This window comes from Wolbachia endosymbiont of Oryzaephilus surinamensis (assembly GCF_025617515.1).
In the GTDB taxonomy this organism is placed as follows: Bacteria; Pseudomonadota; Alphaproteobacteria; order Rickettsiales; family Anaplasmataceae; genus Wolbachia.
The window spans coordinates 1,425,529-1,450,185 of sequence record NZ_CP092526.1; the positions used below are offsets into that span (position 1 = coordinate 1,425,529).

Below are 24,657 nucleotides of genomic sequence, written 5' to 3' on the forward strand. Positions count from 1 at the left end.
CTATTTTAAAATAATTACCTATCAATCTCACCAAAGACTATGTCGAGTGAACCGATAATTGCTGCAATGTCAGCAAGCATGTGTCCTTTTGCCATGAAATCTAAGGCCTGTAAATGCGCAAAGCCAGGTGCTCTTATTCGACATCTATAAGGTCTATTGGTACCATCTGAAACTATATATACTCCAAACTCACCTTTTGGCGCTTCAACAGCCACATATGCCTCACCTTCTGGCACATGATATCCTTCTGAATAAAGCTTAAAATGATGAATCATAGCCTCCATAGATTCTTTCATTTCTGCTCTTGGCGGTGGAGAGATCTTTCTATCTTCAGTTTTTATTGGCCCTTCAGGCATTTTCTCTATGCATTGCTTCACCAAGCTAACAGACTGCCTAATCTCTGCCATTCTTACTAAATAACGATCATAACAGTCACCATTTTGGCCGATAGGTATATCAAAATCTAACTGATCATATATCTCATATGGCTGGCTTTTTCGCAAGTCCCAAGGAAGTCCAGCAGCACGGAGCATTGGTCCACTAAAGCCCCAATCAAGCGCCTGTTTTATTGATATTTCACTAATTCCTACAGTGCGTTGCTTCCATATCCTATTTTCCGTTAAAAGTTCATCAACATCATCTATATACTTTGGAAATTGCGCTATAAATTTTGCAATATCCTCAATCAAACCTTCTGGGATATCTGCTGCAAGTCCACCTGGCCTTATATAAGCTGCGTGAAATCTTGCACCTGAGGCCCTTTCATAGAACTCGAGTATTTTTTCTCTCTCTTCAAAGAGCCATAAAAGAGGAGTCATCGCCCCAACATCAAGCGCTTGGGAAGAGATATTTAGTAAATGATTTAGTATTCTTGTCAGCTCACAAAATAGAACACGCAAATATTTTGCCCTAATCGGAACTTCGCACTGCAATAATTTCTCTACACATAACGAATATGCATGCTCTTGTGACATTGGCGACACATAATCAAGGCGGTCAAAATAAGGCAGAGCTTGAAGATACGTTTTATGTTCTATTAACTTCTCAGTGCCGCGATGCAAAAGTCCAATGTGGGGATCTGCCCTCTCGATCACTTCACCATCCATCTCTAAAACAAGACGTAACACCCCGTGTGCAGCTGGATGCTGCGGTCCAAAGTTTAACATCATTGTCTTTAGATCAGGCATATTTGGCAATTTAAGATATTAAAGTTGTATAGGATAAAATGTGTTTAAAGTCAATACAATAGAAAAACTCTCAAAAAGTTCACCATCTCCTTATGATCTGATAGACAATGTTTATGTGTCACATACAATTATTGCACTTATGTTGATCAAGGCAGCGAAATTATGTATAGATAATTTTGATTGAGAAATAGTTTTTCTACTATATAAATTCTACTTTAGAGTAATCAAAATTAATGAAAGACAATAAATATAGTTTAGGTTTAAGGATCATTCATTGGTTAATGTCTGCTCTTATTATTGGTATGCTTTGTTCTGGACTGTACATGAAAAGTTTGCCGATTAGCAGTGAAATTAAATTCAGCATATACGCTATTCATAAGGCTTGTGGCATCACCGTTCTTGGATTAATTATAGTACGTATATTTTTTCGCGTCTTTACTTATGTTCCGCCATTACCAGCCAATTTTTCTCGATTTGTAATCAACGCGAGCAAAACGGTACACTTTGGTTTATATGCTTTGATGGTGCTAATGCCACTATCTGGTTATGTCATGTCTTCTGCTTCTAGCAAAGAGATCAAATATTTTTTTCATATCCCTTTATTAATTAACCATAATGAAGATCTAGCTAGTGCAGCTAATCAGTTACACTCGATACTTGCATATTTTATGATACTCTTTATAGCCTTGCATATAATTGGTGCTTTAAAACACACATTTATAGATAAACAAAACATTTTTAAACGTATGATATAGGTTGTATGTTAAATAGCCTCTGGAAAAAAGGAACGAATTTTCTTGGTAGTGAATTTGCCATAATGGGTGGTGCTATGAGCTGGGTTTCAGAGAGAAATTTAGTTTCAGCAATCTCAAATGCTGGTGGATTTGGCGTGATTGCTTGCGGTGCAATGTTTCCAGACTTACTGAAAAAAGAAATCATAGAGACACAGAAATTAACTAACAAACCATTTGGTGTAAATCTAATTACTATGCACCCAAAGTTGAGTGAGTTGATAGATGTGTGCATTGAAACGAAAGTAAGCCATATAGTGCTTGCCGGTGGACTACCAACGAAGCCTAATATAGAAAAAATCAAGAGTGCGGGCATTGAAGTTATGTGTTTTGCACCAGCATTAAGCCTCGCGAAAAGGTTAGTAAAAATGGGAGTAGATGCGTTAATAATAGAAGGTATGGAAGCAGGAGGACATATCGGTCCTGTTAGCACTTCTGTTCTCGCACAAGAGATATTACCTCATTTTAAAAATGAGAAAACACCGGTGTTTGTTGCAGGTGGAATAGGAAGAGGCGAAATGATAGTGAACTACCTAGAAATGGGAGCAAGTGGCTGTCAAATAGGTACATTATTTGTCTGCACGAATGAGTCAATCGCTCACAAAAATTTTAAAGAAGTATTCATCAAATCAGCTGCGCGTAATGCTGTATCTTCTGTGCAGATTAGTGCTGATTTCCCTGTAATTCCAGTAAGGGCTATAGTTAACAAAGCAAGTGACGATTTTATGGAGCATCAAAGAGACATTATTGATAAATATCAAAATGGAGAAATCTCAAAAGAAGATGGGCAGCTTGAAATAGAAAAGTTCTGGGCTGGAGCTTTAAGAAGGGCAGTAATTGATGGAGATGTTGAAACAGGATCTTTAATGGCCGGTCAAAGTGTTGGCATGGTTGATAGAGAAAAGCCTGTAAAAGAAGTGATAGATATGTTAGTTCAACAGGCAAGCAATTATGTTGAAATGTAAAATCAGTAATCAGCAAAGAAAATAGTTAGCAAATTGCTATAATTATCCGCAATAAGGCATAACTGCCCAGTTTTAATGTAAAATTAACGCTAAAGAGGTATTCATACATTTTGTTATGTATGGAGAAATGTTATGCTAAGTCGTTTTGCAAAACATCAGAAGAGTGAAGATATTAATCAACAATTGTACAATGCTATATACAAAAAGGTCACAAAAAAAACACATAATCATGGAAATCTAAAAAAGGGAGATGGAACTATCGCAAAATGCATAGAGTTGTTTAACAAAGGAGCTGATCCCAACGTATTAATTGAATTAGAAAAGTCATTGAGAAAACAAGAAGAATATTATAAATATTATATTGACAACTTCCTTCCAGCATTGAAAACAAAAGTGATAGAGTCAGAGGAATTAATGAAATCTTCAGTACTTAACAATGAAGAAAAATCATCACAAAGATCACCAACAAGAAGAGGAAAAATATTAGAAATAATTTTAGAGATTACAGGGATTACTAATAAAAGTAGTGACAAAGATCATTCTAGTAGCACTATTCAAAATCAGAAAAGTCTTAGAAGTAATCAAGCAAATAGACAAAATAATACTATGGAACTATTTAACAAAAAAAGTCTTTCTGGTGAAGTTGAAATTCCCAAAAATTCAGGTATTAATCCTCTGGAAAAGGATTCTTTAGCTAAGGGTGTAAGTGGAAAAGGAACCCCTGGAAAATACAATACCTTGAGAAATTCAGGTTATTATGGTGCTTCAGCACATCCTACATCAAAACAATCGCAAGCAAGAAAGGAGATCGCACAATCACAATTGAATAGTCAATCTGATCTTTCGATTGATAGTAAAGATTTAAAAAATGAAAAGCCTAATATAACTGTGAATGCTGTAGAAGTGCCAAGCGGTGCAAATACTTCTAAACTCAGTAGTAGCAGTGACTTAGATAGTGGAATAAATTCATCTAGCTTGGCATCAAGTAGCAGAAGGAACAGCTTAACTTCAGTAACAAGCATTTCATCTGAGGAAAGTGTACACTTAAAATTAAACCCTGCTGAGAAAGATAATAGTTTGCAACTAGAAGATGAAGGAAAAACAAAATTAGCACATCCGAACAAAACAAGGCCCAAAGGCCCAAGCGGAAGAATATCCCCTTCTAAACATTATAAGAAGACTGAAGAAGGGCCTCATTGTGTGATCTCAGTGACAGGCAGTAAGGTAAAAGATACAATGCAATCCAATAATTATGAAAATAATAGTAAAAACAAAAATCTTCACGTCGCACTTGTAACAAGTTCTGCTCTCTTAGCAATAGGGTGCATTGTTGCAGGAGCAATGACATCAGGATTAGTAGGAGCAGGACTGTTTGTGGTGGCTGCGGTGTTTGCTACAGCAGCTGCTGCTGAATTGTGTTCAAACTTTCTGTCAAGTAAATTGACATCCATTAGTGTGAGTCCTCTTGTTGATAATAAAGAGCTAACACGGTGATAAAAGTTAAATATGAGTTACTTATGGTGAGCAAGTGAATTCGGTTCTTGCCTATTGATGTAAAAATTGTTACATTTGAGGAGTATCTTAAAGGTATTTAGCTGATGCGTATTCAATTGGGTAGAGTTTTTGCTATTGTAGCCCTGTTAAGTTTTATCTTCATGTCATGTTCTAGCAAAGCAAGTGATGAATTGAAAAATATACCAGGAACGTTGAAAGAACTTATTTCTTCATTTTCAGTTAAAGATACTGTAGAAAATATGAATCCTTCGACAATTATAGGGTTATGTATAGCTACAGTGATACTTGCAGTAGTGTTCAGAGGCCTAATTTTTTTCATGATAATATTTGGCGTACTGATCATGATGTTTGGAAGCACAGAAAAGGCAACAGATTACCTGAAAGAAAAATTCAACTTTGCAAAGGACATACAGTTACAATCCAATAACAAAAAAGAAGATAAGGATTAAGTAAGATAGATGATTCTTTATTATCTTTTTATTGAATACGCATGATATTGTATGCAACCAAAAGTACCAGCCACTAGATCTAATTCTGAAAAAAAGAACAATTTAGCGTTACTAGAAAGTATTAATTTAGATTTTATCCCTTATGCTTGCCACTACGATGAAGAAACTATACTAACAAAACAGGGGGAATTATTAAAAATAATCAAATTAGAAGACTATTCTTCAGTTGATAACTATGGTGATCTTAGAACTGAAATTAGAAAAAGTATATCAAAAAATATCAAGAGTTTATATTTTACCGTTTGGATTCACACTGTCCGTAAGCGCAATAAACTGAGCTTACAGTGGAATAAAACTTCAGACTTTTCCGATCAGCTACACTCAACGTGGTTTAATAAACTAGTTGATAGTAAACTACAGTATATAAATGAGTTATACATTGTGGTGTTACTTAGTGATTTTGGCAAACATATTAATAATGCATTTTTTTTTGGCAGGATAAAGAATAGGCACAAGTTATTTTTACAAAAAAATCATCAAGAATTACAAAAAATAACTGACCTGATTCAAAAAGATTTAGAACCTTTTGGAGCTAAAAAACTGGGCCTTAGGTCTAGTGAAGGCAAAATATATTCTCAAATGATGGAATTTCTCCATTACATTATTACATTAACGCACAAAGATTATCCAATATGTGAAAGGGATCTATCGCAGCATGTTAAAAATTTAAAAGTAGCTTTTGGTTTCAATAAATTTCAAACATCGTTTGAAGGTCAACAGAAGTTTGGTTCTATTTTTTGCATAAAGGAATATCGAGAAATCCCCTTAGAAAATATAGATAGGTGTTTGCAACTTGACTCTGAGCTTATCATCACAGAAATAATAATATTTACTAGTAATAATAAAGCAGTAAAAGAATTCAAAAAACAAATTAATATACTGCAAATCAGTGAGGACAATACCTTACTTCAAAACTCAGGAATAAATGAAATAATAGAGCTTGAAAAAATTTCTGCTATGGATTTTTGTCAACAGAAAATTATTGTTACAATCTTTGCAGATGATAAGAATAGGTTAGCTAAAAATATCAGTGATTTATCCTCTGTAATGTCGTTAATCGGGTTGATGATGTTTAGGACTGATCTGCACATGGAAAATCATTTTTGGGCACAGCTTCCTGGAAACTTTGCTTTTGTTACACAACCAAAAAATATATTAGAAAAATATGCTTGCAGCTTTGCTATGTTGCATGATTTTACATCAGGTACGTTAAAAGGAGGAAGATGGAAAGAAGCAGTAACAGTTTTTTTTTCAAAAAAAGGCAGTCCTTACTTTTTTAACTTTCATGGAAAGAAAAATAATGGTCATACCACAATACTTGGAGCTCCAAATTCAGGTAGAACCTCACTGATCAATTTCTTACTTTCGGAATCAAGAAAATTTAACCCTAGGATTGTTATATTGGATAATACTGGAAAATCAATAATATTTACTAAAGCAGTAAGCGGCCAATATTACATAATTGATCCAAAATATAAAGATAAAAGTCTAAAATTTAACCCACTGAACATTGAAGATAGTGCTTCTAATCGCAATATGCTTGTTGAATTGATCAAAAGGATGGTTGCAGATGCAAGTTTGGTAGACGTAGAAGAAAAGACAAAAAAAATTGTAGATTCTATATTTGCTATACCAAGAGAATCGCGATCTATTTCTCAAATTTCTGAAGTGCTTTTACTTCTTGGAGGCAAAATAAGTAAATGGTGTGGTGAAGGTGAATTTGCTTACTTATTCCAAGATGGTGATGAGTCAGACATTGACTGGGGAACAAAAACTATATCCCTCAATACTGCAAATCTCACTAAGCAAAAAGAATGTATGTCCGTGATACTTTACTATTTCTTATACTCTTTCGAAGCAAAATGTGATGGCTCACCTGCAATACTTGTTTTGGATGAAGCATGGGAGATAAGTAATATTTTTCCTACAGAGGGAGAGTTTGACGACTGGATGCAAAGAATGACAAAGTTAAATGTTGTAGTAATTCTAAGTACTGAAAACTTAAACCTAGCATTTGCTAGCAAGTTTACTCAATATTTAGATAAGCATGTCGATACGAGAATCCTGATGCCGAACATAAATGCAAACAGGTTATACATGAAAGCATTTTCTCTGTCGAAAGAGGAACTGAATGTTATTTTGCAAACACCAACACAGGAAGGTTTATTTTTGATAAAGCAATACAAAGGTTTAGTAACTTTAAATCTAGATTTGAAGAATATGAAAGAAATACATGTACTTTCAGCTAATAAAGAGACTATAAAGTATATGTATGAAGCAATAAAGGAAAAAGGCGAAAAAGTGAGTAAGTGGTTACCGGCGTTCTATGAAAAATGTAAAGCTTAATTTTTTATTGATATTCTCCTTGATATTTTGTCTTTCTTATCAAGGATATGCTGATTGTCCAACATTTGTAAAAAGTAATACTGAAATTGAAGCTACAGGAAGTAAAGCAGGAAAAGGTATTGCGAATTTTTTTAAAGGCAAGTGGAGCGATTTAGATTTTGACGAAAAATTATTGCAATTTATTAAAGTTACAGCAGTAAATAATCAGGGACCAGAAGGTTACTTCGATCCAAAGATTAAGGTCTGCGATTACGAAGGGAACGACAACTGTTATATATTATCCAGTGGAACATTCTGCCGCCAGATATATGGAACGCAGAGTACAGGAGCTGGAGTTTCTGCAGCAGCTTTTATAGATTGGGAAGGAGATAAAACAAAAGCTGGAGGAGAAATTGCCCAAGGTCTTGGATGGGAATGGGCAGATGGTGTTACTGATGAAGAAAAAGTAAAATTTGCTAATTCTCCTAAGATATGTGCTTGTAGTCAAAAAGGGGCTTGTATGTCAGGAATTTCTTCATGGGGCTCTAGAGTATTTTCTGGGGAAAATATTTTTCGTCCTGGAGAGATGGAAAAAGTTTGTGATACATGCTATCAAACAAAAGTAAAGTGTGCCCCTGTGCAACTTGCACCTGGCCCACCTGCATTTTGTGAACAACTTGCGATGTCACCACCACAAGTTAGAATTGTTCCTATAACAAATGAAGAAAATGATTATTTCCATCCAAGAGTTGGAGTCATTATTGGTGAGCTGAAGGAAAGAAGAGAGCTACCTTTTCCACGCGTTATTTCAAGTAATAAAAACATTCAAAGTGCTACATACTCTATTCCAGATAAAGATACCCACCATCACTTTAAAACTTATAGAAAAAAAGGTCAGCTCTGCGCTGAATACTATGGTACTGAGGAAGAAGAGTCCGAAAGAAAATTACAATTTCCTGCTCGCTGCTTCCCAGCGCCACCTGCTCCAAAGATTGAAGAAGTGAGCATACCAAAGCCTAATGAGGGTAAAGGCGAAAATACGCTAAAAGTAAAAATGAAGATGAGTGAGAACGTTTGTACTTATGACGCACGTGGAACTCACAGTAATGGCATCTGTACTTTTTATGTTAATAAAAATTCTCCTACATATGTTGGCCATCTACCTTTAAAAGTAGTAAAGCCAGCAATAGTGGCAAAAACAACTGATAGCAGTAACAGTAAAAGCGACATCGATAGCGTAATAGAAGGTATATTAAAAAATAATTCGCAATTTGAAGTTCTAGAAAAATATGGATATGTTCCCGATATTGAAACAGAATGTAAAGAGCTTCAGAATGGTAAGTGCAAACTAGATGGCTCAGGATATCCAAAAGTAGAAATAAAATATAAAGAAAATTCTAAAAGTAAAATGCTCTGCCTTTCTGGGTGGCAACCAGAACCAGAGGAGTTTGTTCTTAAAAAAGAAAGTAAGCTAATATCGCTAAAATCAATGGGGGCAAGATACAATAAATACAATACTGTTTATTCAAAGGAGTCTGATCAGCTTTATTATTTTCCCTGTAACGAAACAATTGAGGTTTTAGCAAAGCCACAAGATGCACTGAATGAAATAATATTTAATAAAAAAGGATATATTTCCATTCCTGCTGAAAATAAGTCTAGAGATAACTGCATGGAAAAAAAGGATAAAGAGGTAGATACAAAACAAAATTGTGACAAATGCAAAATAGTATATGAGTTAACAGATGGAAAGTATGAAGAAAAAAACTGTAATCACGGTGATGATGGTTGCCTCTGCTTTGATGGAGTATGTAGTCGCTCAACACAGTATGTAGATAAGAATGATAAACTATTTTACTTAAGATATGAGGAAGTGGATTGCAAGGATAAGGATGGTAAAACAGTAAAAAACGAGAAAGGTGAAATACAAAAGTGCACACAATTAAAAAATCAACCGATTAAAGCAAATAGAACAGAAGTTTTTTATGCTGATAAATTGTGTAGGTTCGATTTAGAGGGTTTAAAAAAGAGATTACGTGAAATAATAATAGCACAATTGAAACATAAGAAGCAGATTATTGAAAACAGGGATCAAAAACTTTATGAGCTTGGAGATGGCTCTACAGATGATCTGTCAATGTATGATTACGTTGAAATAGAAGCATGGGGAGGTGGTGAAGCTGGTCATATAGATGGTAAAGCTCAGTCTACTGTAAGTAGACTAGGAATGCCAGGTGATTACATTAAAGCTAAACTGAGAGTCAACCCTAGTTATCCATATATTAAAGTAAAAGTAACAGAAGGAGGTGGTGGACAAGAAAATGATAAATCTAACAAGGATGGGGGACCAACTTTAATAAAAATGTGCAGAGACTCTTCAGAAACAATTTGTAAAGATTTAATTACTGTTGCAGGCGGAGGTACATACAGAACCTATGGGGGAAAGAATTACAAAGATACAATAATTCATGAACAAAGTTTAAAATTAAAAGAAGAAATTAAGAAAGGGGACAAGCTAAACTCTAGTAAAGATAATAAAATAGCATATATAGAAAATGGTGAGATTGGGTATAAAGATGTAACAAAATGTAGTAAAAACTACGTGAATAAAACATATGGTGCTGGTGGTTGTATCAACGAAAGCAGCAAAAGTTATAGCAAGGGCGCTCCTGGTTATGTGAAAATTAAACCTATATTTGAGGAAATTAATGAAAAAAGAGTAAAAAAAATAGATGATGCTATTGAAAAAATGATACAAAATCCAGATGACATCACAGGTATTGATGATTCCTTAATAAATAAACTTGATCAAAAGATTATTGATACAATTAAAGAAGAAATTAGAAAAGAATTGTTAGGTCTATAGTCAAAGAACCCTGATGGTTGCAAATGGGGTAAAGTCGAATTTACATCACTGAGACAGATGCATGTCAAACCAGTGTTTCTTTTCTTGTATCTCAGTTCCCATAATGTCATCCCAGTGCGTGACACCATTTCTTTCTAGTGCTTCCTTCCTTGTCATCACAGCTTCCATAATGTCATTCGAGTAGCTGACACTGGAATCCATGTAAATTTAACTGGACGCCAATGTCACAAACTAGTTTTCTCATCTATCTTATTTTGCTACTCTGCTGAACAGATACGTCAATTTTATCTACTGATGAGCTAGGTTTGTTGTTCTTCACATGTTGTGACAAAAGCTCCATAATTTTTTTTTGCTCATAAAATTGCTGAAATGAATATATTCCATTCGAGCCAACTAACACGAAGAATCCTCCTTGTACATTTGGAGGATTATCATGCCAGCTAATTTTTCTTACGTATTCAGCAGCTTGTAAGGAAGTATCTCCTGAAAGGTTTTTAATATTAGGATCAGCACCTTTTTCTAGCAGTAATCTTGCCATTTTTTCATTACCTTTCATAGCTGCTATATGTAGAGGTGTATTGCCAAGCTGATTGCCAATATTGACATCCACCCCTTCTACACTAAGTAATAATTGAGCTACCTCGTCATGGCCATTATCAATAGCTACACACAAAGGATTCATACTGGTATCACAGCCATTGACTTTAGCACCATTATCAAGAAGCAACTTAACTACTGCTGCATGCCCATTCTGAGCAGCTAGATACAAGGGTGTGACATTATTTTTTTTATCTACTATGTTAACATCAGCATTTTTTGTGCTAATTAATAGTTCAACTATTTCAGTATGTCCGTTCTGAGAGGCTAAGTACAGAGCTGTTATACCAAATTCATTGTCTTTAGCATCAATCTCAATTTCTTGAGTATTAAGTAACACCTTTACAACTTCTACAAGTCCATTTTGAGCAGCAATATGTAAAGGTGTCTTACCATCAGTACAGTCTTTTATATTGGGATCAGCTCCCGCTTTAATTAACTCCTCTACTATAGCTTTGCTTTTAGCTACAACAGCAAAGTGTAAAACTGTACTGCCTTTAGTAGTTCTTGCATGAATATTAGCTTCTTTACTGATTAGTAACTTTACTACGTCTAAATGTCCTGAATAAACAGCAAAATGCAAGGCTGTAAATCCTTTTTTATCCTTGATATTGATATCAGTTTTTACATTAAGTAATAACCTAACTTCATTTATGTTACCATTATAAGCGGCTTGATGTAATAGAATATTTTCAACCGGGAGCGATTGAGTGCTGAACATATTTACCTCTATATAATAGTATGCCTAGTGGTATTACATCAAAACAAGGAACATTCAAGAAAAATTTTTGCATCTGGCAATCTATTTTCTCTATTCTGATATATACAAACTCTTTAAACCCACCTTGTAATCAGGATAAACTAGAGAGACACCAAGGTCTTTTTTAATTTTAGTATTGCTTACTTTTTTTGACCCTAAATAAAAACCCCGTGCGTAATTTGGTACGGAAGAAATCTCAACTGGCTCTGGAGGGCTAATATTGAGAAGCTCGGCTGCATACGTGACCACTTCAGATTGCGTAGCAGGTAAATCATCTGCACAATTGTATATCTCATAAGGCTTTATATTTTGCATGGAAGAAAATAAAATATTCGATATATCTTCAACATGAACACGAGAAAAAATTTTTTTCACATTTCTTGCTTTGCCAAGCTGCAGGTCAATTAGCGCATTTCTACCAGGACCATATATCCCAGCCAAACGAAAAATATGTACAGGCAATTTGCTACTTAGCCACTTCTTTTCAGACTCAAGGCGCTTTTCTCCTCTAATTTCTATAGGCTTTGTTTCAGATTCCTCATTCACCCAATTACCACAGTGGTCACCATAAACATTAGTTGCAGACAGATAACCAAGCCATTTAATATTCTCCAGACAATGACCGTATCTCTCCATAACATCATCGCCGTCTGGAGGAATAGAAACTAAAACATGTGTTACGCTTTTAAGCAGATCTTGATCAACCTTTTCATAATCAAAAAGTTGTATATCTTTATTTCTTGATGTACCGTTAACTTTCCAGCCTAAATTTAGCAATTTTTTCGATAGAAATTTAGCTACATATCCGTAACCAAAGCAAAACAAGTGCATGGAAATTAATTTCCAAAATTTTTCTTGATAAACTCAACCCCTAACCTTATTCCTTCTTCATTAATAATATGGCCTAATCCATGAATTGGGTATCCTTGAGCGTTTACTCCATTTTCTTTCAGAGCTTTAACCGCTAAATCAAGGGAAGAAAAAGGTACCACATCATCAGCTTCACCATGAATAACACATATGCTGGGTTTTGATTTGATCTCCGGTGCAATTTTTGAAGGTGAAAGAAACCTACCAGAATATGCAACAACCGATGCACAAGACTGAAGCCGGGTAAGAGCCACATGTATTGCAAGCATTGCCCCTTGAGAAAATCCAACTAAAGAAAGCTGAGTATCTTTTAAATTAAGCTCCTTTAATTTTGTATCAATAAAATGATTTACAATTGATGCAGCATTTTTCACCCCATTATATAGTGCTTCTTCACTACGATCCTCTAAACTAAACCACTGATAACCATCACCTATTTCCCTCTCAAACGGAGCATTCGGTACCACAAAACATGAATCAGGCAAAAACTTGCTCATAACTTTAGCAAGATGCACGAAATTATCGCCACTTGAGCCCCAACCATGAAAAAAAATAATCAAGTTTTTCTTATTTCCATTTGGGCAAATTTCTTGGCTTTTAAGTTCAATCATCTCTTCATCCCTTTATGTTTATATTTAACTCTATGGTAATACTAAATTTGAGGAACAAGACCTCACTACTGCTATAGCTCTTTGATATGAATAAATACTACTTAGCTTCAACTTTCTCTATCAATTTCTTGACCAAGCCTCTCAATCTTCTGCTGGAATCATCAAGCTCTTGAATTTGTGAAGCATCTTTTCTCATGAGCTCTTTGTGATTACTCTTTATGTAATCATACATTTCCTTCATCTGAGCAATCATCTTGTTGATATCCATACCACCCATATCAGGTATCATGCTAGGCATATTTCCTTCTAGCATACCGCCAGCCATAAGTTGCTGAGACATTTGCATGAATGGCTTTAAGGTCTGTTGAAGCAAATTAGGGTCGCTTGCCAATTTTTCTATTTGCTCTTTGCAAGTATCCATGTACTGCTTCATAAATTCATCATCTTGCACTTTATCTGTCATAATTACACCTATTTGAAACTAATATTATATATTGTTTTTAATTAAAAACAATACAAGAACAACTATATTAATACTTGATTAAATGACAAATTAACTATTTTAAAGGTTCACATACTCTCTTTAACCATTCCTTATCTTTTATGCCATTTTCTATATTTTTATAAACAAATTGGTGATAGCTATTTATCCATTTAACTTCATCTTCAGTAAGCATTTGTATATCTATTAGCTTTTTATCATAAGGAACAGAGGTCAATTGTTTAAAGCTTAAAAAGACGTTTTCTCGCCTTTCAATATACATCAGATTCTCAATTCTTATTCCATACTTTCCTGGAATATAATAACCAGGCTCGTTAGAAAGTATCATGCCTGGAATGAGTTCCACTTTATTTCCTCTTGATATTGCTTGCGGTCCTTCGTGTACCGAAAGGTAACTTCCTACTCCATGTCCTGTACCGTGCATGTAATCCATTCCAAATTTCCATAAATGTATACGCGCTAATATGTCCAATTCTCCACCAGTAGTGCCAGAAGGAAAGACCGCACTTGCTATCGCAATGTGAGCTTTTAATACTATTGTGTAGTGAGCTCGTTGCTCATTGGTTGGACTACCAATTGCTATAGTTCTTGTAACATCGGTTGTGCCATCAAGGTACTGACCACCAGAGTCAATTAAATACAGCCCATCTTCTTGAATGACTTTATTTGTCTTATTGCTTGCACGGTAATGAATGATTGCTCCATTCTCGTTGAATGCTGAAATTGTTGGAAAACTCGGTTGCTTAAACAAATTCTGCTCTTTTCTGTATTCTAAAACTTTTTCTTCAGCTTCAAGCTCAGTAATTTCACTGTCAATATTGTTTTCAAGCCAATATAGAAAATTTATAACTGCTACTCCATCTTTGATGTGCGCACTTATAGCTCCAGTTATTTCAGTTTGATTTTTTACTGCTTTGTGAATCAAACAAGGATCCTCCTTCTCAATTATCTGCTTATTTTCTATTAGACCTCTTTCATTACTTATTGTCATCCCAGTTCTTGACACTGGGATCCATGCTTTTTTATTTCTGGTCAAGCACTGGAATGACACCGAAGCTGATTTTTCATTTAAATAATGGTTATACAAGGGATCTATTGCATTCATAATGCTCATTGGAGTCGTGCTTGGATCTATCACCACCAAATTTAACTTATGTAGTGAATTTTCTAGCTCACTAATATCAAAAACATTTATATGGTTATCAAAATTTGCTTCTATAGTTGAATGTTCTTTATCTTGAATAAATAAATCAACATTGGCATTTTTATACAATATAGCACGACCCAATATACAAGGAGTATATTCAGAACTTTCATTTCTTAAATTTAATAACCACGAAATTGAATTTGGATCAGTCAGAAGCACTGCTTCAGCCTCTATGTTTTTAGCTACTCTTTCACATTTATCCTTACCACTCTCACCAGATACATGTGAGACTATTGTTTGTGCTTTATGACTACTATCTTTTTTAATTAAGTATGGTACTAGTTTACAAATGCCTTCATATTTTCTTATGTCCTTCATAGTAAAATATTGCGGATAGTAACCCAGTGAGGTAGTCAATGTTAAGTTTGCTTTTACCCATTTGTGTGGATCCTCTTCTTGTATATTATATACTCGAAAACTGCCCTGATCGAGCTGACTGCGAGCTTGTGTGATATAGCGTCCATCTGTAAAAAATGGGCACTTATTACTCTTTGTAACGATAAGTAGCCCATTTGTTCCCGTGAAGCCACATAACTCTGCTAACTCTTTTGAATATTCATTTAAATACTCGTCTTTAGTATTCAACATAAATGTATCAACATTTATTTCGTGCATAAAAGAGCGAAATTCTTCGATTTTTGACATGTTACGCAGAATTAGCAGCTATTTTCGTTTTCTTATTCCTAAGGTACACTAATATGCTAACTATCGCTGCTGGAGTGATACCTTGTATTTGCTTCGCAATACCAATTGTTGCTGGCTTTATTGACTGCAACTTTTCTATCACTTCAGTTGACAAGCCTTTAATCTGTGAGTAGTTGAAATTAGTTGGAATTTGAGTATTAACTTCCTCTTGTAGAAACTTCATATCTGCTTCTTGTCTTACTAAATAAGGCTTGTATTTTGCTTCAATTGCAACTGCTTCATATATTTCATTCTTGGCTATGCTATCAGTTATAGTGTTATTCCAGCACATGACGCTGGAATCTACATTTTTTTCAGTGTCAACTGCATCCATTCCATCATCATTCAAGTACTGGATCCCAGTGTCAGCTACTTGGATGACAGGAAGAGGTGCTTTGGCGTTATGCAAGTAGCTGACACTGGAACCCATGTTTAACTCTGGCCATATTTCTCGTAATTTATTCCAGTCAATATTTGGATAACCGAGCAAATCTAATGCTGTTTTTCTTATTCCATCATAAGATATTTTAATGCCATAGGACCTGAGCTGCTCAGGAGTAATTGTTAGGCTCTCTAATTTCTCCTCAAGTTGCTTAATGGATTTAAGTTTACCCTGCAAAACAGAGTATCTCTCATGCGACACAAGAGAGATGTCATAACCTTTTTGTGTCAATCTTCTATCTGCATTATCTGACCTGATTGCCAGTCTATATTCTGCACGCGAGGTAAATAATCTGTAAGGCTCGGTAATTCCCTTAGTGACCAAGTCGTCTATCATTACACCGATATATGAGTCTGTACGATGAAGAACAAAACTTTTTTGAGATAAAGAGAGTGCTGCATTGATTCCGGCAATAATTCCCTGCCCAGCTGCTTCTTCATATCCAGTGGTACCATTAATTTGACCAGCAAAATATAGTCCTTTAACTTTCTTAGTTTCGAGAGTATGAAATAGCTCTCGTGGATCGATATAATCGTATTCAACTGCATATCCAGGTCTTAATATTTCTGCATTTTCAAGCCCTTTTATACTCTTTATCATTTCATACTGCACTTCGATGGGCAATGAATTTGAAATTCCATTTGGATATATAGTGTTATCATCAATCCCTTCTGGTTCTAGAAATATTTGGTGATTATTTTTTTCTGCAAATTTTTTAACTTTAGTTTCAATTGATGGGCAGTATCTTGGTGCAATAACGTTATCTAAATATGAAGAAGCTGATCTGTGAAGATTCTCTCGAATTACTCTGTGTGTATGTTCATTAGTATGAGTAATAAAACATGAAACCTGAGGCTGGTTAATTTTCTCTGTAAGATAAGAAAATGGTGTAGGTGGATTGTCACCCACTTGTTCTTGTAATACCGACCAGTTTATAGTGCCACGATCAAGCCTCGGTGGAGTTCCGGTACGTAACCTGCCCAGTTTAAAATCATACTTCTTTAGCGTGTTTGCAAGCTCTATTGCAGGTTTATCTCCTATTCTTCCAGAAGGAGTTGTTTGCTCTCCTATATGAATCACACCACGTAAAAAAGTCCCTGTAGTCAAAACAACTCTGCTTGTCAGTATACGTTCACCTGAGTCTGTTATTACAGCTTTTATATAAGATTCTCCATTGCTATCACTTTCGATAAGAAAATCGTCAACTGACTCTTCTTTTACTGTCAAGTTGTTATAATTTAGAATAATTTCCTGTATTGCTTTTTTGTATAATTTTCGGTCTGCTTGTGCACGTGGGCCCCATACTGCTGCGCCTCTGCTGCCATTTAAAACGACCGAGTGTATGCTTGCTCGGTCGATAGCTCTCCCCATTATTCCATCAAGGGCGTCTACTTCTCTAACTACAACACCCTTTGCAACTCCTCCAATTGCTGGATTACAAGACATCTCTCCTATAGTTGAAATTTTGTGAGTTATAAGTAGCGTGCTTGCACCAAGACGTGCTGCAGCTGTAGCTGCTTCACACCCGGCATGACCGCCACCTACTACCACTACGTCGTACTTATGCATCTTCTTGAGTAATTCCTAATCTATAATATTCCAACTATCAGTGATTGATGTCAAATTTTACAGATTCCAGTGTTACAAACTAACTTAGCTCAAATTATCGTCTCTTTTACAGAAGAAACTTTTTCAACTGTAGGAGAGGTAATACGCTCATCCACTTCTTCTTCCTGAGATATTCTAACAAATGTAGAATCTGTAATCGAAGTTGCACTTGCTGCAAATGTAATTGCTGCTTCATCTGCACAATGCACTAAAGATGTGGCTACATAAACCCCCATAATTGTTGCTATTAGCCCTGTTATTGCACTTACTAAGATAATCACTGTTACTACTGGGTTAGGAAGAACAGCAATCACACTTGCATTAAGCACTGCCCCAATCATAGTACTTATAGGTATAGCCATACCCAAAAAAATTGCTATTTTTCCATGATCTTCCTCAATAGGATCTCTTTTGCAAAACTTATATAGCAAACATCCTACGTGCAAAACCGCAATCAATGCTAGAGCCATAGAACCAGCAATTGCACCTATGGCTAAAGGTGATGAAGTGTCAAAACTCAACCACCAAGCTAATATTCCTAGTGCTGACACTATACTATAAGCTAACAAACAAATATACATACAATCCCTCTCACTAATTAATAGGCATCATTTTTACTCTAAATTGCAAACTTCCCCTCCACCATCTAAATACTAGAGCAACAAGGAATGCTAACGGCCGTGCAAAAATATCTAATGTTTATATTTATGTAAAGTGAAAATTTTGAGTGGGGCGAGCGACCAGGATTGAACTGGCGACATTCAGTACCACAAACTGACGCTCTACCAACTGAGCTACGCCCGCCAAGATATAAAATTTTTAACATACGAGCACAAATAGTCAATTAATTATTTAAGTTACCTCCTTTTGCAGAGGGTTTTAAATATTTTCATTCATGCTTTTATCATTATACTCAATCGTATTGACACCATGATATGTTTAAAAGTATTTTCACATTTAGTTTTTTTACAGCTATTTCAAGAATCTCAGGGCTAATAAGAGATGTATTGATTGCTACGGTTATTGGTGCAACCTCTCTTGCAGATATATTCTTTTCCTCGTTTCGCTTTGCTAATTTATTTCGATCGTTTTTTGCAGAGGGGGCATTTACTACCTCATTCATACCATTATACTCTGCAGAGTCATATGATAATAAAAAGGCATTTAATTTCGCAAGTAGTGTAATATCCATTACGTTTATTATTCTAGTAATTTTTTGCCTTATCACACAAACCTTCTTCCCTTACATGATCAAAATCTTCACTCCTGGATTTGACCAAAATAAATTTACCTTTACTGTAACTTTGTCGAAAATTATGATGCCCTACATAATCTTCGTGTCAATCGCATCACTTATTGGTGGAATGTTGCAAGTAAAACAGCATTTTGCTTCAACAGCTATTTCACCAATCATTTTGAACCTCTGTTTAATCATCAGTTTGTTTTTACCTTACATTGAAACACCGGCTCATAACCTTTCTATAGCCGTCCTGATTGGAGGGATTTTGCAGCTACTTTTAATAATATTTAGTGCATACAAATTAAAGGCTTTCTTTTCTTTTAGTTTAGAATTAAGTAACGAAGTGAAGTTGTTTTTCAAGCGTGTAATACCTGCAATTATCAACAATTGTGTAATACAAATAAGTGTATGGATTGACACAATCATGGCGAGTTTTATACCAAATGCAGTTTCTTATATATATTATGCCGATAGACTAAATCAACTACCGCAAGGAGTAATTGGCACTGCAATTGGTACAGTACTTCTTCCTATGATTTCAAAACGAATAAATGATACTGAGAATATAGTCAAAATACAGAACAAGGCCCTTAATATAGGGTTAATATTAATTATGCCAATAACTGCTGCTTTTATCATTATTCCTGACATGATTTTACTTACGCTTTTTTCTTACGGCCGATTTGATTATTATGCAGTGCAGCAAACTGTTCCTACATTAGTAGCATTTTCTCTTTCTTTACCCGCATTTATTATAAATAAAGTATTGCTACCCACATTCTTTGCTAGGGGAAAGCTAAAAATACCAACTATGTTCTCATTAACGTGCCTTGGAATTAACGTAATACTAAATCTCCTATTAATGAACAAATACCAACATATAGGAATTGCTATTGCTACTTCCATTTCCACTTGGATAAATTCTATTTTATTGATTAATTATTTAACAATAAATAAGATGTATAAGCTTAGCCAAGCATTATTACTAAATATTGTAAAAATTCTCACTGCAACATTGGTTATGTCAATAGTTCTTTATCTCTCTAATTACTTATCAGCAGGGTTGTTTTTCGATAGAGGGCTAGCTCGTATTGTTTATTTAGTAACTTTAATAGCTTTGAGTGTTATTATTTATTCTAGCACTCTTTACCTGATTTTTAGAGGAAATTTGAATAATTTGAAATATGTGTAAATTACACCCTTTGTATTGCTATATGTCATTTCAGCTACTATTCCAATATCCACTTCTTTCATCCCATAACCTATTCCTGTCATCCCAGTGTCAAGCACTGGGATCCAGAAATTTTGTTGATTATATAATCTGGAAAACCTTATTTAAGTCACACTGGATCACAGTGTCACACACACAACTGTATAAGTGTTGTGGTTTGAGAGCAATTTCCACTGGGAACCCAGTGCTCATCAGACCAGCTTCTCATGTAAAAATGCTGTGCTTTAACATAAGAATAGCTACTTTTTTGCTAATTAACTTAATGTCTAATCAAATTTCCTGGATCCCAAACTGGGATGACAAGAAGAGAAGGGATGCTGGAATGAGAGGTCTATTATGAAACTTTCTTTATACGCCATATTATCAATCTCGTTGCTATTAATTCTCATGCACGTTGCTGCAACTTTTAAGGATTGGAGTGGCTACAGAGAATATATCGTAAAAGAGTTAGAGAAGACGTATGATGCTAAAGTACATGTTGGAGGAAAAATTGAAGTTTCGCTCATTACTCCAAAACTTACTATTCACAATGTATATGTACAATACAACAAAAACAAGGAGCAAAAATTATCAGATTTAATTAGTGCAAAAAAAATTGAAATAAGGCCATCGTTGTTTTCATTTTCATTGCAACCAAAGTCAATCTCATTTTTGGGCATGAAAAGCAACAAAGAAAATTTACTTAATATTATAAATACGAAAGCCAATGATAATATAGTTGATATATTAATAAAGGACAGCCAAATAAGTTTTAACGCCGATACTATTAATATCAAGGAAGTTGCTATAAAAAAAAATAAGCAGTTTTTTGGTGAAGTACAGATTGGTGACAACAATTACGATTTTTCTGGAAAGGTTAATGTCACAAAAAATAATGTACACATTAGTGTTGATTCAAATTTTGCAAATTTGCTATTTAAAGGTAATAGAAATCAAGAAGAGCTCAAGGGCAATTTAGTATTGACGATTAATAATAATTCTGATTCTATGAGCGGCTTGGCAAAAATCATTAATCTTAGCTTCCTTTCTTATGTGATTCCCAGCGAAAATATTGAGATATCATCCAATATCAATCTCAATGAAAGCGAGTTTACGGCAACTGATTTAAAAATTGAGTCCAAAAGCATGCAAGGCACTGGTATAATACAAAATGATAGAAAAAGTGATCATACTAATATCAATATTAGTTTTAGTAAAGTCGACCTAAAAAACGGCTCACACAAAACAACAGATATGAAGGGTCTTTTAGAATCTTTTAGAGAGGTTGTGCCAAAGAACCTGAGCTTGGATTTTAATATGGAAGCTTCAAATATTCAATATCAAAACAGGATATTGGACAAATTTCATGCTACGCTAAAATTTGCTAATGGCGAAATAAACGTTGATACTCTTCTTCAGTTTCCTGGAACCAATAATATATCTCGCTTATCAGGAAAAGTTTCAAACAATGGCAACTTGTCTGAATTTAATGGTGATATATTGATAAAGGGTGAGTCGTTCATTTCACATATTTTACCTTCTATCAAGATGCAAGAAAGAGAGAAAAGTCAATTTACAGCAAGTTCTAAACTATATTTAGCACCTAGAATATTATCTCTTTCAGATATCAGATTGCTAAATAACAAAGAATCTTGGCAAGGATCAATTAAGGTAAATCACACAAAAAAACACAATATGATCGATAGTAAATTTAGCATACATAACATTAATATAGATAAATATGATTATTCATTATTCAGCAAAGTGCAATGGCTGAAAAATATTAAATATGATGTAAATATAAGAACTAGTGTTAAAGATTCTATATTCAATGGTACAAAAATTGAAGATTTGGATTTTTCATTAAAAATACAAGAGAACAAGCTAGTTGCAGATAAAATAAAGTTATTCGGAGAAAATTTCGACATTACCGGTAGTGTAAAAATATTAGTGGATCAAAAATACACTAAGCCTTTATTAGACGTAAACCTTACAGGTAATAAATTTAATGGAAATATCTTTAAATTACCAAAACTATTAGAGGTAAAAAGAAACTCAAGAAATGAAATAAATCAAATTCAATGGTCAACAAAGCAGCTTAATTTTTTAGATGAGAAAGGAGATTTTGATGCAAACGTGCAAATCAAAACTACAGAATTTAAAATTGGGCAAAACGTCTTAAAAGATTTTAACTTGGATACAGTGATAAGAAACAGCACTATCACTATCAAAAAGATAAGTTACATACTAGAACATGGACAAATGTTTTTTCAGGGTTATCTAAAAGCAGGCTCAATTCACATAAAATTTTCTATTGCAAATTTGGACACCAAGGAAGTTATAGGAGTTAATAACATAAATGGCAAGATAAGCTTAAGTGGTGAAATCAAAACTCAAGGGACAAGCTTTGATGATTGGGCTAGTAACTTATCAGGAAATGTAAACTTTCAAGCACAGAAAATAGAGTTTACAAATGTGGATTTTAATTCATTCATCACTAAGTTGTTAAGCAGTAAGAATAAACCTGAAATTTCCAAGCTTGCTTACGTTGATATATATAATGGCAGTACGCTTTTTGAAAATATTAATGGAAAAGTAAGTATTAACAGTGGTGTATGTTCAACTAGTTCACAGTTTAGTATCGATCAAGCATCAGGTTCTATCTCTTCTAATTTAATCTTATCTAAGTTCTCCTTAACTTCTATATTCAGACTCTTTTTCATACTACCAAATCATAATAGTCCTCTTTATATCGAGGCACACTTAGATGGCCCTATTTGGTGCCCTAAGATGAGTTTTGATGTAGACCAAATTTACAACACCTTAGTTAGCAAGAAAAATAGTTAACTCATTTAGCTACATGATTTAGGGTATCCGTTCAGCAGGGTGGCAAAATAAGATAGACAAAAACGTAGCAACAAATGGTCAGTGCCTGACACTGGCTTTTTCACAAAAAACGTTGTAGAGCGCTTTCGTCAAACTGGATCCCAGTGGGCTTTGTTGCACCACTCAAGGAAAGAACAGGCAGTTACTGATGGAATTTGTTATAAAATAGATATTTAGCCGACAAAGGAAAAATATGCCAATAAGAATGAAAGTCAGTAACTGCAATGAATATAACAAATTTCTTCAAGAAAGGGGAAATGTTTTTCATTATATCAACGATGCCATTGAAAATTGGTACGAAAATAGTCCAAAAGTAGCAGGTGGCAACAATGTCTACAGCGACAAAGTAGTGATTCTAATTCACATAATAACCTATCTATTCAGGATTGGTCTTAGGCAAACAGTGGGATTTATAGAGAAATATCTTGAGCAAATAGGGAAAATTTTGCAAATTATCAGCTATTCGCAGGCTTCAAGAAGGTTTAAAAAGCTTAATATCAAAATCAACGACTGCAGAGTTGATAAGAACGATATGGAAGATATTGAAATTGCTATAGATAGTACAGGTATCAGCATCTACAATAATATTCCAGGCCATAGTAAGGCAAATGGTACAGATAGAAAGTATCGCCGCTATGAGCAAACAAGAAAGCTACATGTAATGCTAGAGATAGGTAGTAAAAAAGTTATAGCTGCAAAATACAGTAGTGGAGTTTATTCCGACCACTATGGAGCCTGTGATCTTATTGAAAGAGTGGATACCAAGTATAACATAAGCACGATATATGCAGATAGATCGAAAGAAGTTATACAAACTGTGCGATGAGCTTGACATAAAGACAAGGATTCCTCCGCAAAATAATGCAGTAGAGCATCCAAAGTTGGATTATATGAATGAGAGAAATTCTACAATCAAGCTCATAAAGTCATATGATGAAGATGGTATGAAGAGGTGGAAAAAAGAGATAAATTATTGGAAGAGATCTTATATAGAAAGTTTTTTCTCGCGACTGAAGCAAATATTTGGATTTAGTTTTAGGAATAAATCTGAGATTAATCGTGAGAAGGAACTGCTACTCAAGTGTTATTTGCTTAACAAATTTACTGAAATAGGCATGGCTAAGTTTGATATAGCTTCATGAATTTATTATACATTACCCACTATCCGAAGAGCTGTGCAACAAAGCCATCCCAGTGTCAGCTACTTTCATGACAAGAAAAAAAGGACTGATTTCACATGAATCTGAACAGATACGATTTAGGAGATAGTAAACTTCATCTACCCTCTAATAATAAGACTTACTAGTTACTTGTAACTCTTCAATGCTTATATCGATGCAGCTTGTACTTGGAGTCTCCATATCTCCAAGCAATAACTTTGTTATCTCTGTGTGGCCTTTGAGAACAGATAAATGTAAAACAGTCTTGCTAGAATTATCTGCTATATTAATATTTGCTCCGTTTTTAAGCAATAATTTTACCACATTCTCATGGCCTCCCTGAACAGCTAAATATAAAGGAGTAGCACCGAAATGATTTCTTACATCAATATCTGCTCCGTTTTTAAGCAATAATTCCACCTCCTCTTTACAATTTATGGAAGCAGCATAATGTAAAGGAGTAAAACCATAATTATCCAATGCATTAACATTTGCTCCGTTTTTAAGCAATAATTTCACTTGCTCTAAGCGATTTCCGCAAGCAGCATAATGTAAAGGGACAAGACCTTCATTATCTGTTGGATTAGTATCTTGTTTGGCTCTCAACGATAATTCCATATGAGGAAGAGTCAATCGAGAATTACTTACTGAATTTTCTTGTTCTTGATACATAAAATACCTCTAATTTCTTACAGCTTAGTATAAATATCTATACTATATAA

General features: G+C 34.5%; 18 protein-coding genes, 1 tRNA gene and 1 pseudogene. 9 read left to right on the forward strand and 11 right to left on the reverse strand.

The window, feature by feature from the left end; translation table 11 throughout:
* Positions 1 to 14: 14 nt before the first annotated feature.
* Complete coding sequence (locus MJ631_RS06620; protein ID WP_214303450.1) at positions 15 to 1,187, reverse strand: NADH-quinone oxidoreductase subunit D; 1,173 nt, start codon at positions 1,185 to 1,187, stop codon at positions 15 to 17.
* 233 nt (positions 1,188 to 1,420) lie between these two features.
* Here MJ631_RS06620 and MJ631_RS06625 point away from each other — a divergent pair, with 233 nt between their 5' ends.
* The 6 genes from MJ631_RS06625 (at position 1,421) to MJ631_RS06650 (ending at position 10,158) form a co-directional block, all read left to right on the forward strand.
* On the forward strand, positions 1,421 to 1,942 hold the full coding sequence (locus MJ631_RS06625; RefSeq protein WP_214303225.1) for a cytochrome b: 522 nt from the start codon (positions 1,421 to 1,423) through the stop codon (positions 1,940 to 1,942).
* 5 nt (positions 1,943 to 1,947) lie between these two features.
* The gene (locus tag MJ631_RS06630) at positions 1,948 to 2,943 is read left to right on the forward strand and encodes an NAD(P)H-dependent flavin oxidoreductase (RefSeq protein WP_214303224.1); all 996 of its coding nucleotides are present in this window, start codon (positions 1,948 to 1,950) and stop codon (positions 2,941 to 2,943) included.
* A gap of 132 nt (positions 2,944 to 3,075) precedes the next feature.
* Positions 3,076 to 4,437: a DUF350 domain-containing protein gene (locus MJ631_RS06635; RefSeq protein ID WP_149168655.1), complete on the forward strand. Its 1,362-nt coding sequence runs from the start codon at positions 3,076 to 3,078 to the stop codon at positions 4,435 to 4,437.
* 104 nt (positions 4,438 to 4,541) lie between these two features.
* Positions 4,542 to 4,907: a hypothetical protein gene (locus MJ631_RS06640; RefSeq protein ID WP_007302058.1), complete on the forward strand. Its 366-nt coding sequence runs from the start codon at positions 4,542 to 4,544 to the stop codon at positions 4,905 to 4,907.
* A gap of 51 nt (positions 4,908 to 4,958) precedes the next feature.
* Positions 4,959 to 7,313: a VirB4 family type IV secretion/conjugal transfer ATPase gene (locus tag MJ631_RS06645; RefSeq protein WP_007302059.1), complete on the forward strand. Its 2,355-nt coding sequence runs from the start codon at positions 4,959 to 4,961 to the stop codon at positions 7,311 to 7,313.
* Complete coding sequence (locus tag MJ631_RS06650; RefSeq protein WP_262986289.1) at positions 7,294 to 10,158, forward strand: hypothetical protein; 2,865 nt, start codon at positions 7,294 to 7,296, stop codon at positions 10,156 to 10,158. The genes MJ631_RS06645 and MJ631_RS06650 overlap by 20 nt, the downstream gene beginning before the upstream one ends.
* Before the next feature lie 45 nt (positions 10,159 to 10,203).
* Here MJ631_RS06650 and MJ631_RS06655 read toward each other — a convergent pair whose 3' ends face one another.
* The 9 genes from MJ631_RS06655 to MJ631_RS06695 all read right to left on the reverse strand — a co-directional run bounded on the left by MJ631_RS06655 (position 10,204) and on the right by MJ631_RS06695 (position 18,243).
* The gene (locus MJ631_RS06655; protein WP_019078673.1) at positions 10,204 to 10,359 is read right to left on the reverse strand and encodes a hypothetical protein; all 156 of its coding nucleotides are present in this window, start codon (positions 10,357 to 10,359) and stop codon (positions 10,204 to 10,206) included.
* Positions 10,360 to 10,402: 43 nt separating this feature from the next.
* On the reverse strand, positions 10,403 to 11,476 hold the full coding sequence (locus MJ631_RS06660; protein ID WP_214303222.1) for an ankyrin repeat domain-containing protein: 1,074 nt from the start codon (positions 11,474 to 11,476) through the stop codon (positions 10,403 to 10,405).
* Between the two features lie 90 nt (positions 11,477 to 11,566).
* Positions 11,567 to 12,346 carry an SDR family oxidoreductase gene (locus tag MJ631_RS06665; protein WP_213863966.1) on the reverse strand — a complete coding sequence of 260 codons (780 nt, stop codon included), beginning with the start codon at positions 12,344 to 12,346 and terminating at the stop codon, positions 11,567 to 11,569.
* A 5-nt stretch (positions 12,347 to 12,351) separates the two neighbouring features.
* A complete protein-coding gene (locus tag MJ631_RS06670) occupies positions 12,352 to 12,996 on the reverse strand; it encodes an alpha/beta hydrolase (RefSeq protein WP_052264810.1) in 645 nt (214 codons plus the stop codon).
* A 97-nt stretch (positions 12,997 to 13,093) separates the two neighbouring features.
* The gene (locus MJ631_RS06675; RefSeq protein ID WP_006014880.1) at positions 13,094 to 13,459 is read right to left on the reverse strand and encodes a hypothetical protein; all 366 of its coding nucleotides are present in this window, start codon (positions 13,457 to 13,459) and stop codon (positions 13,094 to 13,096) included.
* A 94-nt stretch (positions 13,460 to 13,553) separates the two neighbouring features.
* A complete protein-coding gene (locus tag MJ631_RS06680) occupies positions 13,554 to 15,350 on the reverse strand; it encodes an aminopeptidase P family protein (RefSeq protein ID WP_012481871.1) in 1,797 nt (598 codons plus the stop codon).
* 1 nt (position 15,351) lies between these two features.
* Entirely contained in the window at positions 15,352 to 17,400 is a 2,049-nt protein-coding gene (mnmG, locus tag MJ631_RS06685; RefSeq protein ID WP_007302065.1) for a tRNA uridine-5-carboxymethylaminomethyl(34) synthesis enzyme MnmG, read from the reverse strand.
* An 89-nt stretch (positions 17,401 to 17,489) separates the two neighbouring features.
* Complete coding sequence (locus MJ631_RS06690; protein ID WP_007302066.1) at positions 17,490 to 18,020, reverse strand: hypothetical protein; 531 nt, start codon at positions 18,018 to 18,020, stop codon at positions 17,490 to 17,492.
* Positions 18,021 to 18,167: 147 nt separating this feature from the next.
* Positions 18,168 to 18,243: transfer RNA gene (locus MJ631_RS06695), tRNA-His, on the reverse strand.
* Positions 18,244 to 18,374: 131 nt separating this feature from the next.
* Here MJ631_RS06695 and murJ point away from each other — a divergent pair.
* From murJ to MJ631_RS06710, 3 genes and pseudogenes are all read left to right on the forward strand, one after another.
* On the forward strand, positions 18,375 to 19,871 hold the full coding sequence (murJ, locus tag MJ631_RS06700; RefSeq protein ID WP_026097235.1) for a murein biosynthesis integral membrane protein MurJ: 1,497 nt from the start codon (positions 18,375 to 18,377) through the stop codon (positions 19,869 to 19,871).
* Positions 19,872 to 20,246: 375 nt separating this feature from the next.
* Entirely contained in the window at positions 20,247 to 22,736 is a 2,490-nt protein-coding gene (locus MJ631_RS06705; protein WP_007302069.1) for an AsmA family protein, read from the forward strand.
* Between the two features lie 232 nt (positions 22,737 to 22,968).
* Positions 22,969 to 23,917: pseudogene (locus tag MJ631_RS06710) on the forward strand (IS5 family transposase).
* A 144-nt stretch (positions 23,918 to 24,061) separates the two neighbouring features.
* Here the strand turns inward: MJ631_RS06710 and MJ631_RS06720 are convergent.
* Positions 24,062 to 24,607, reverse strand: coding sequence for an ankyrin repeat domain-containing protein (locus MJ631_RS06720; RefSeq protein ID WP_007302070.1), 546 nt, complete (start codon positions 24,605 to 24,607; stop codon positions 24,062 to 24,064).
* Between the last annotated feature and the right edge of the window lie 50 nt (positions 24,608 to 24,657).

Coding starts and splice junctions, on each gene's coding strand:
- MJ631_RS06675 (WP_006014880.1), bottom strand. CDS start 13,459: ATGACAGATAAAGTGCAAGATGATGAATTTATGAAGCAGTACATGGAT.
- MJ631_RS06645 (WP_007302059.1), top strand. CDS start 4,959: ATGCAACCAAAAGTACCAGCCACTAGATCTAATTCTGAAAAAAAGAAC.
- MJ631_RS06635 (WP_149168655.1), top strand. CDS start 3,076: ATGCTAAGTCGTTTTGCAAAACATCAGAAGAGTGAAGATATTAATCAA.
- MJ631_RS06655 (WP_019078673.1), bottom strand. CDS start 10,359: ATGGATTCCAGTGTCAGCTACTCGAATGACATTATGGAAGCTGTGATG.
- mnmG (WP_007302065.1), bottom strand. CDS start 17,400: ATGCATAAGTACGACGTAGTGGTAGTAGGTGGCGGTCATGCCGGGTGT.
- MJ631_RS06630 (WP_214303224.1), top strand. CDS start 1,948: ATGTTAAATAGCCTCTGGAAAAAAGGAACGAATTTTCTTGGTAGTGAA.
- MJ631_RS06705 (WP_007302069.1), top strand. CDS start 20,247: ATGAAACTTTCTTTATACGCCATATTATCAATCTCGTTGCTATTAATT.
- MJ631_RS06670 (WP_052264810.1), bottom strand. CDS start 12,996: ATGATTGAACTTAAAAGCCAAGAAATTTGCCCAAATGGAAATAAGAAA.
- MJ631_RS06650 (WP_262986289.1), top strand. CDS start 7,294: ATGAAAAATGTAAAGCTTAATTTTTTATTGATATTCTCCTTGATATTT.
- MJ631_RS06690 (WP_007302066.1), bottom strand. CDS start 18,020: ATGTATATTTGTTTGTTAGCTTATAGTATAGTGTCAGCACTAGGAATA.
- MJ631_RS06660 (WP_214303222.1), bottom strand. CDS start 11,476: ATGTTCAGCACTCAATCGCTCCCGGTTGAAAATATTCTATTACATCAA.
- MJ631_RS06665 (WP_213863966.1), bottom strand. CDS start 12,346: ATGCACTTGTTTTGCTTTGGTTACGGATATGTAGCTAAATTTCTATCG.
- MJ631_RS06625 (WP_214303225.1), top strand. CDS start 1,421: ATGAAAGACAATAAATATAGTTTAGGTTTAAGGATCATTCATTGGTTA.
- murJ (WP_026097235.1), top strand. CDS start 18,375: ATGTTTAAAAGTATTTTCACATTTAGTTTTTTTACAGCTATTTCAAGA.
- MJ631_RS06680 (WP_012481871.1), bottom strand. CDS start 15,350: ATGTCAAAAATCGAAGAATTTCGCTCTTTTATGCACGAAATAAATGTT.
- MJ631_RS06620 (WP_214303450.1), bottom strand. CDS start 1,187: ATGCCTGATCTAAAGACAATGATGTTAAACTTTGGACCGCAGCATCCA.
- MJ631_RS06640 (WP_007302058.1), top strand. CDS start 4,542: ATGCGTATTCAATTGGGTAGAGTTTTTGCTATTGTAGCCCTGTTAAGT.
- MJ631_RS06720 (WP_007302070.1), bottom strand. CDS start 24,607: ATGTATCAAGAACAAGAAAATTCAGTAAGTAATTCTCGATTGACTCTT.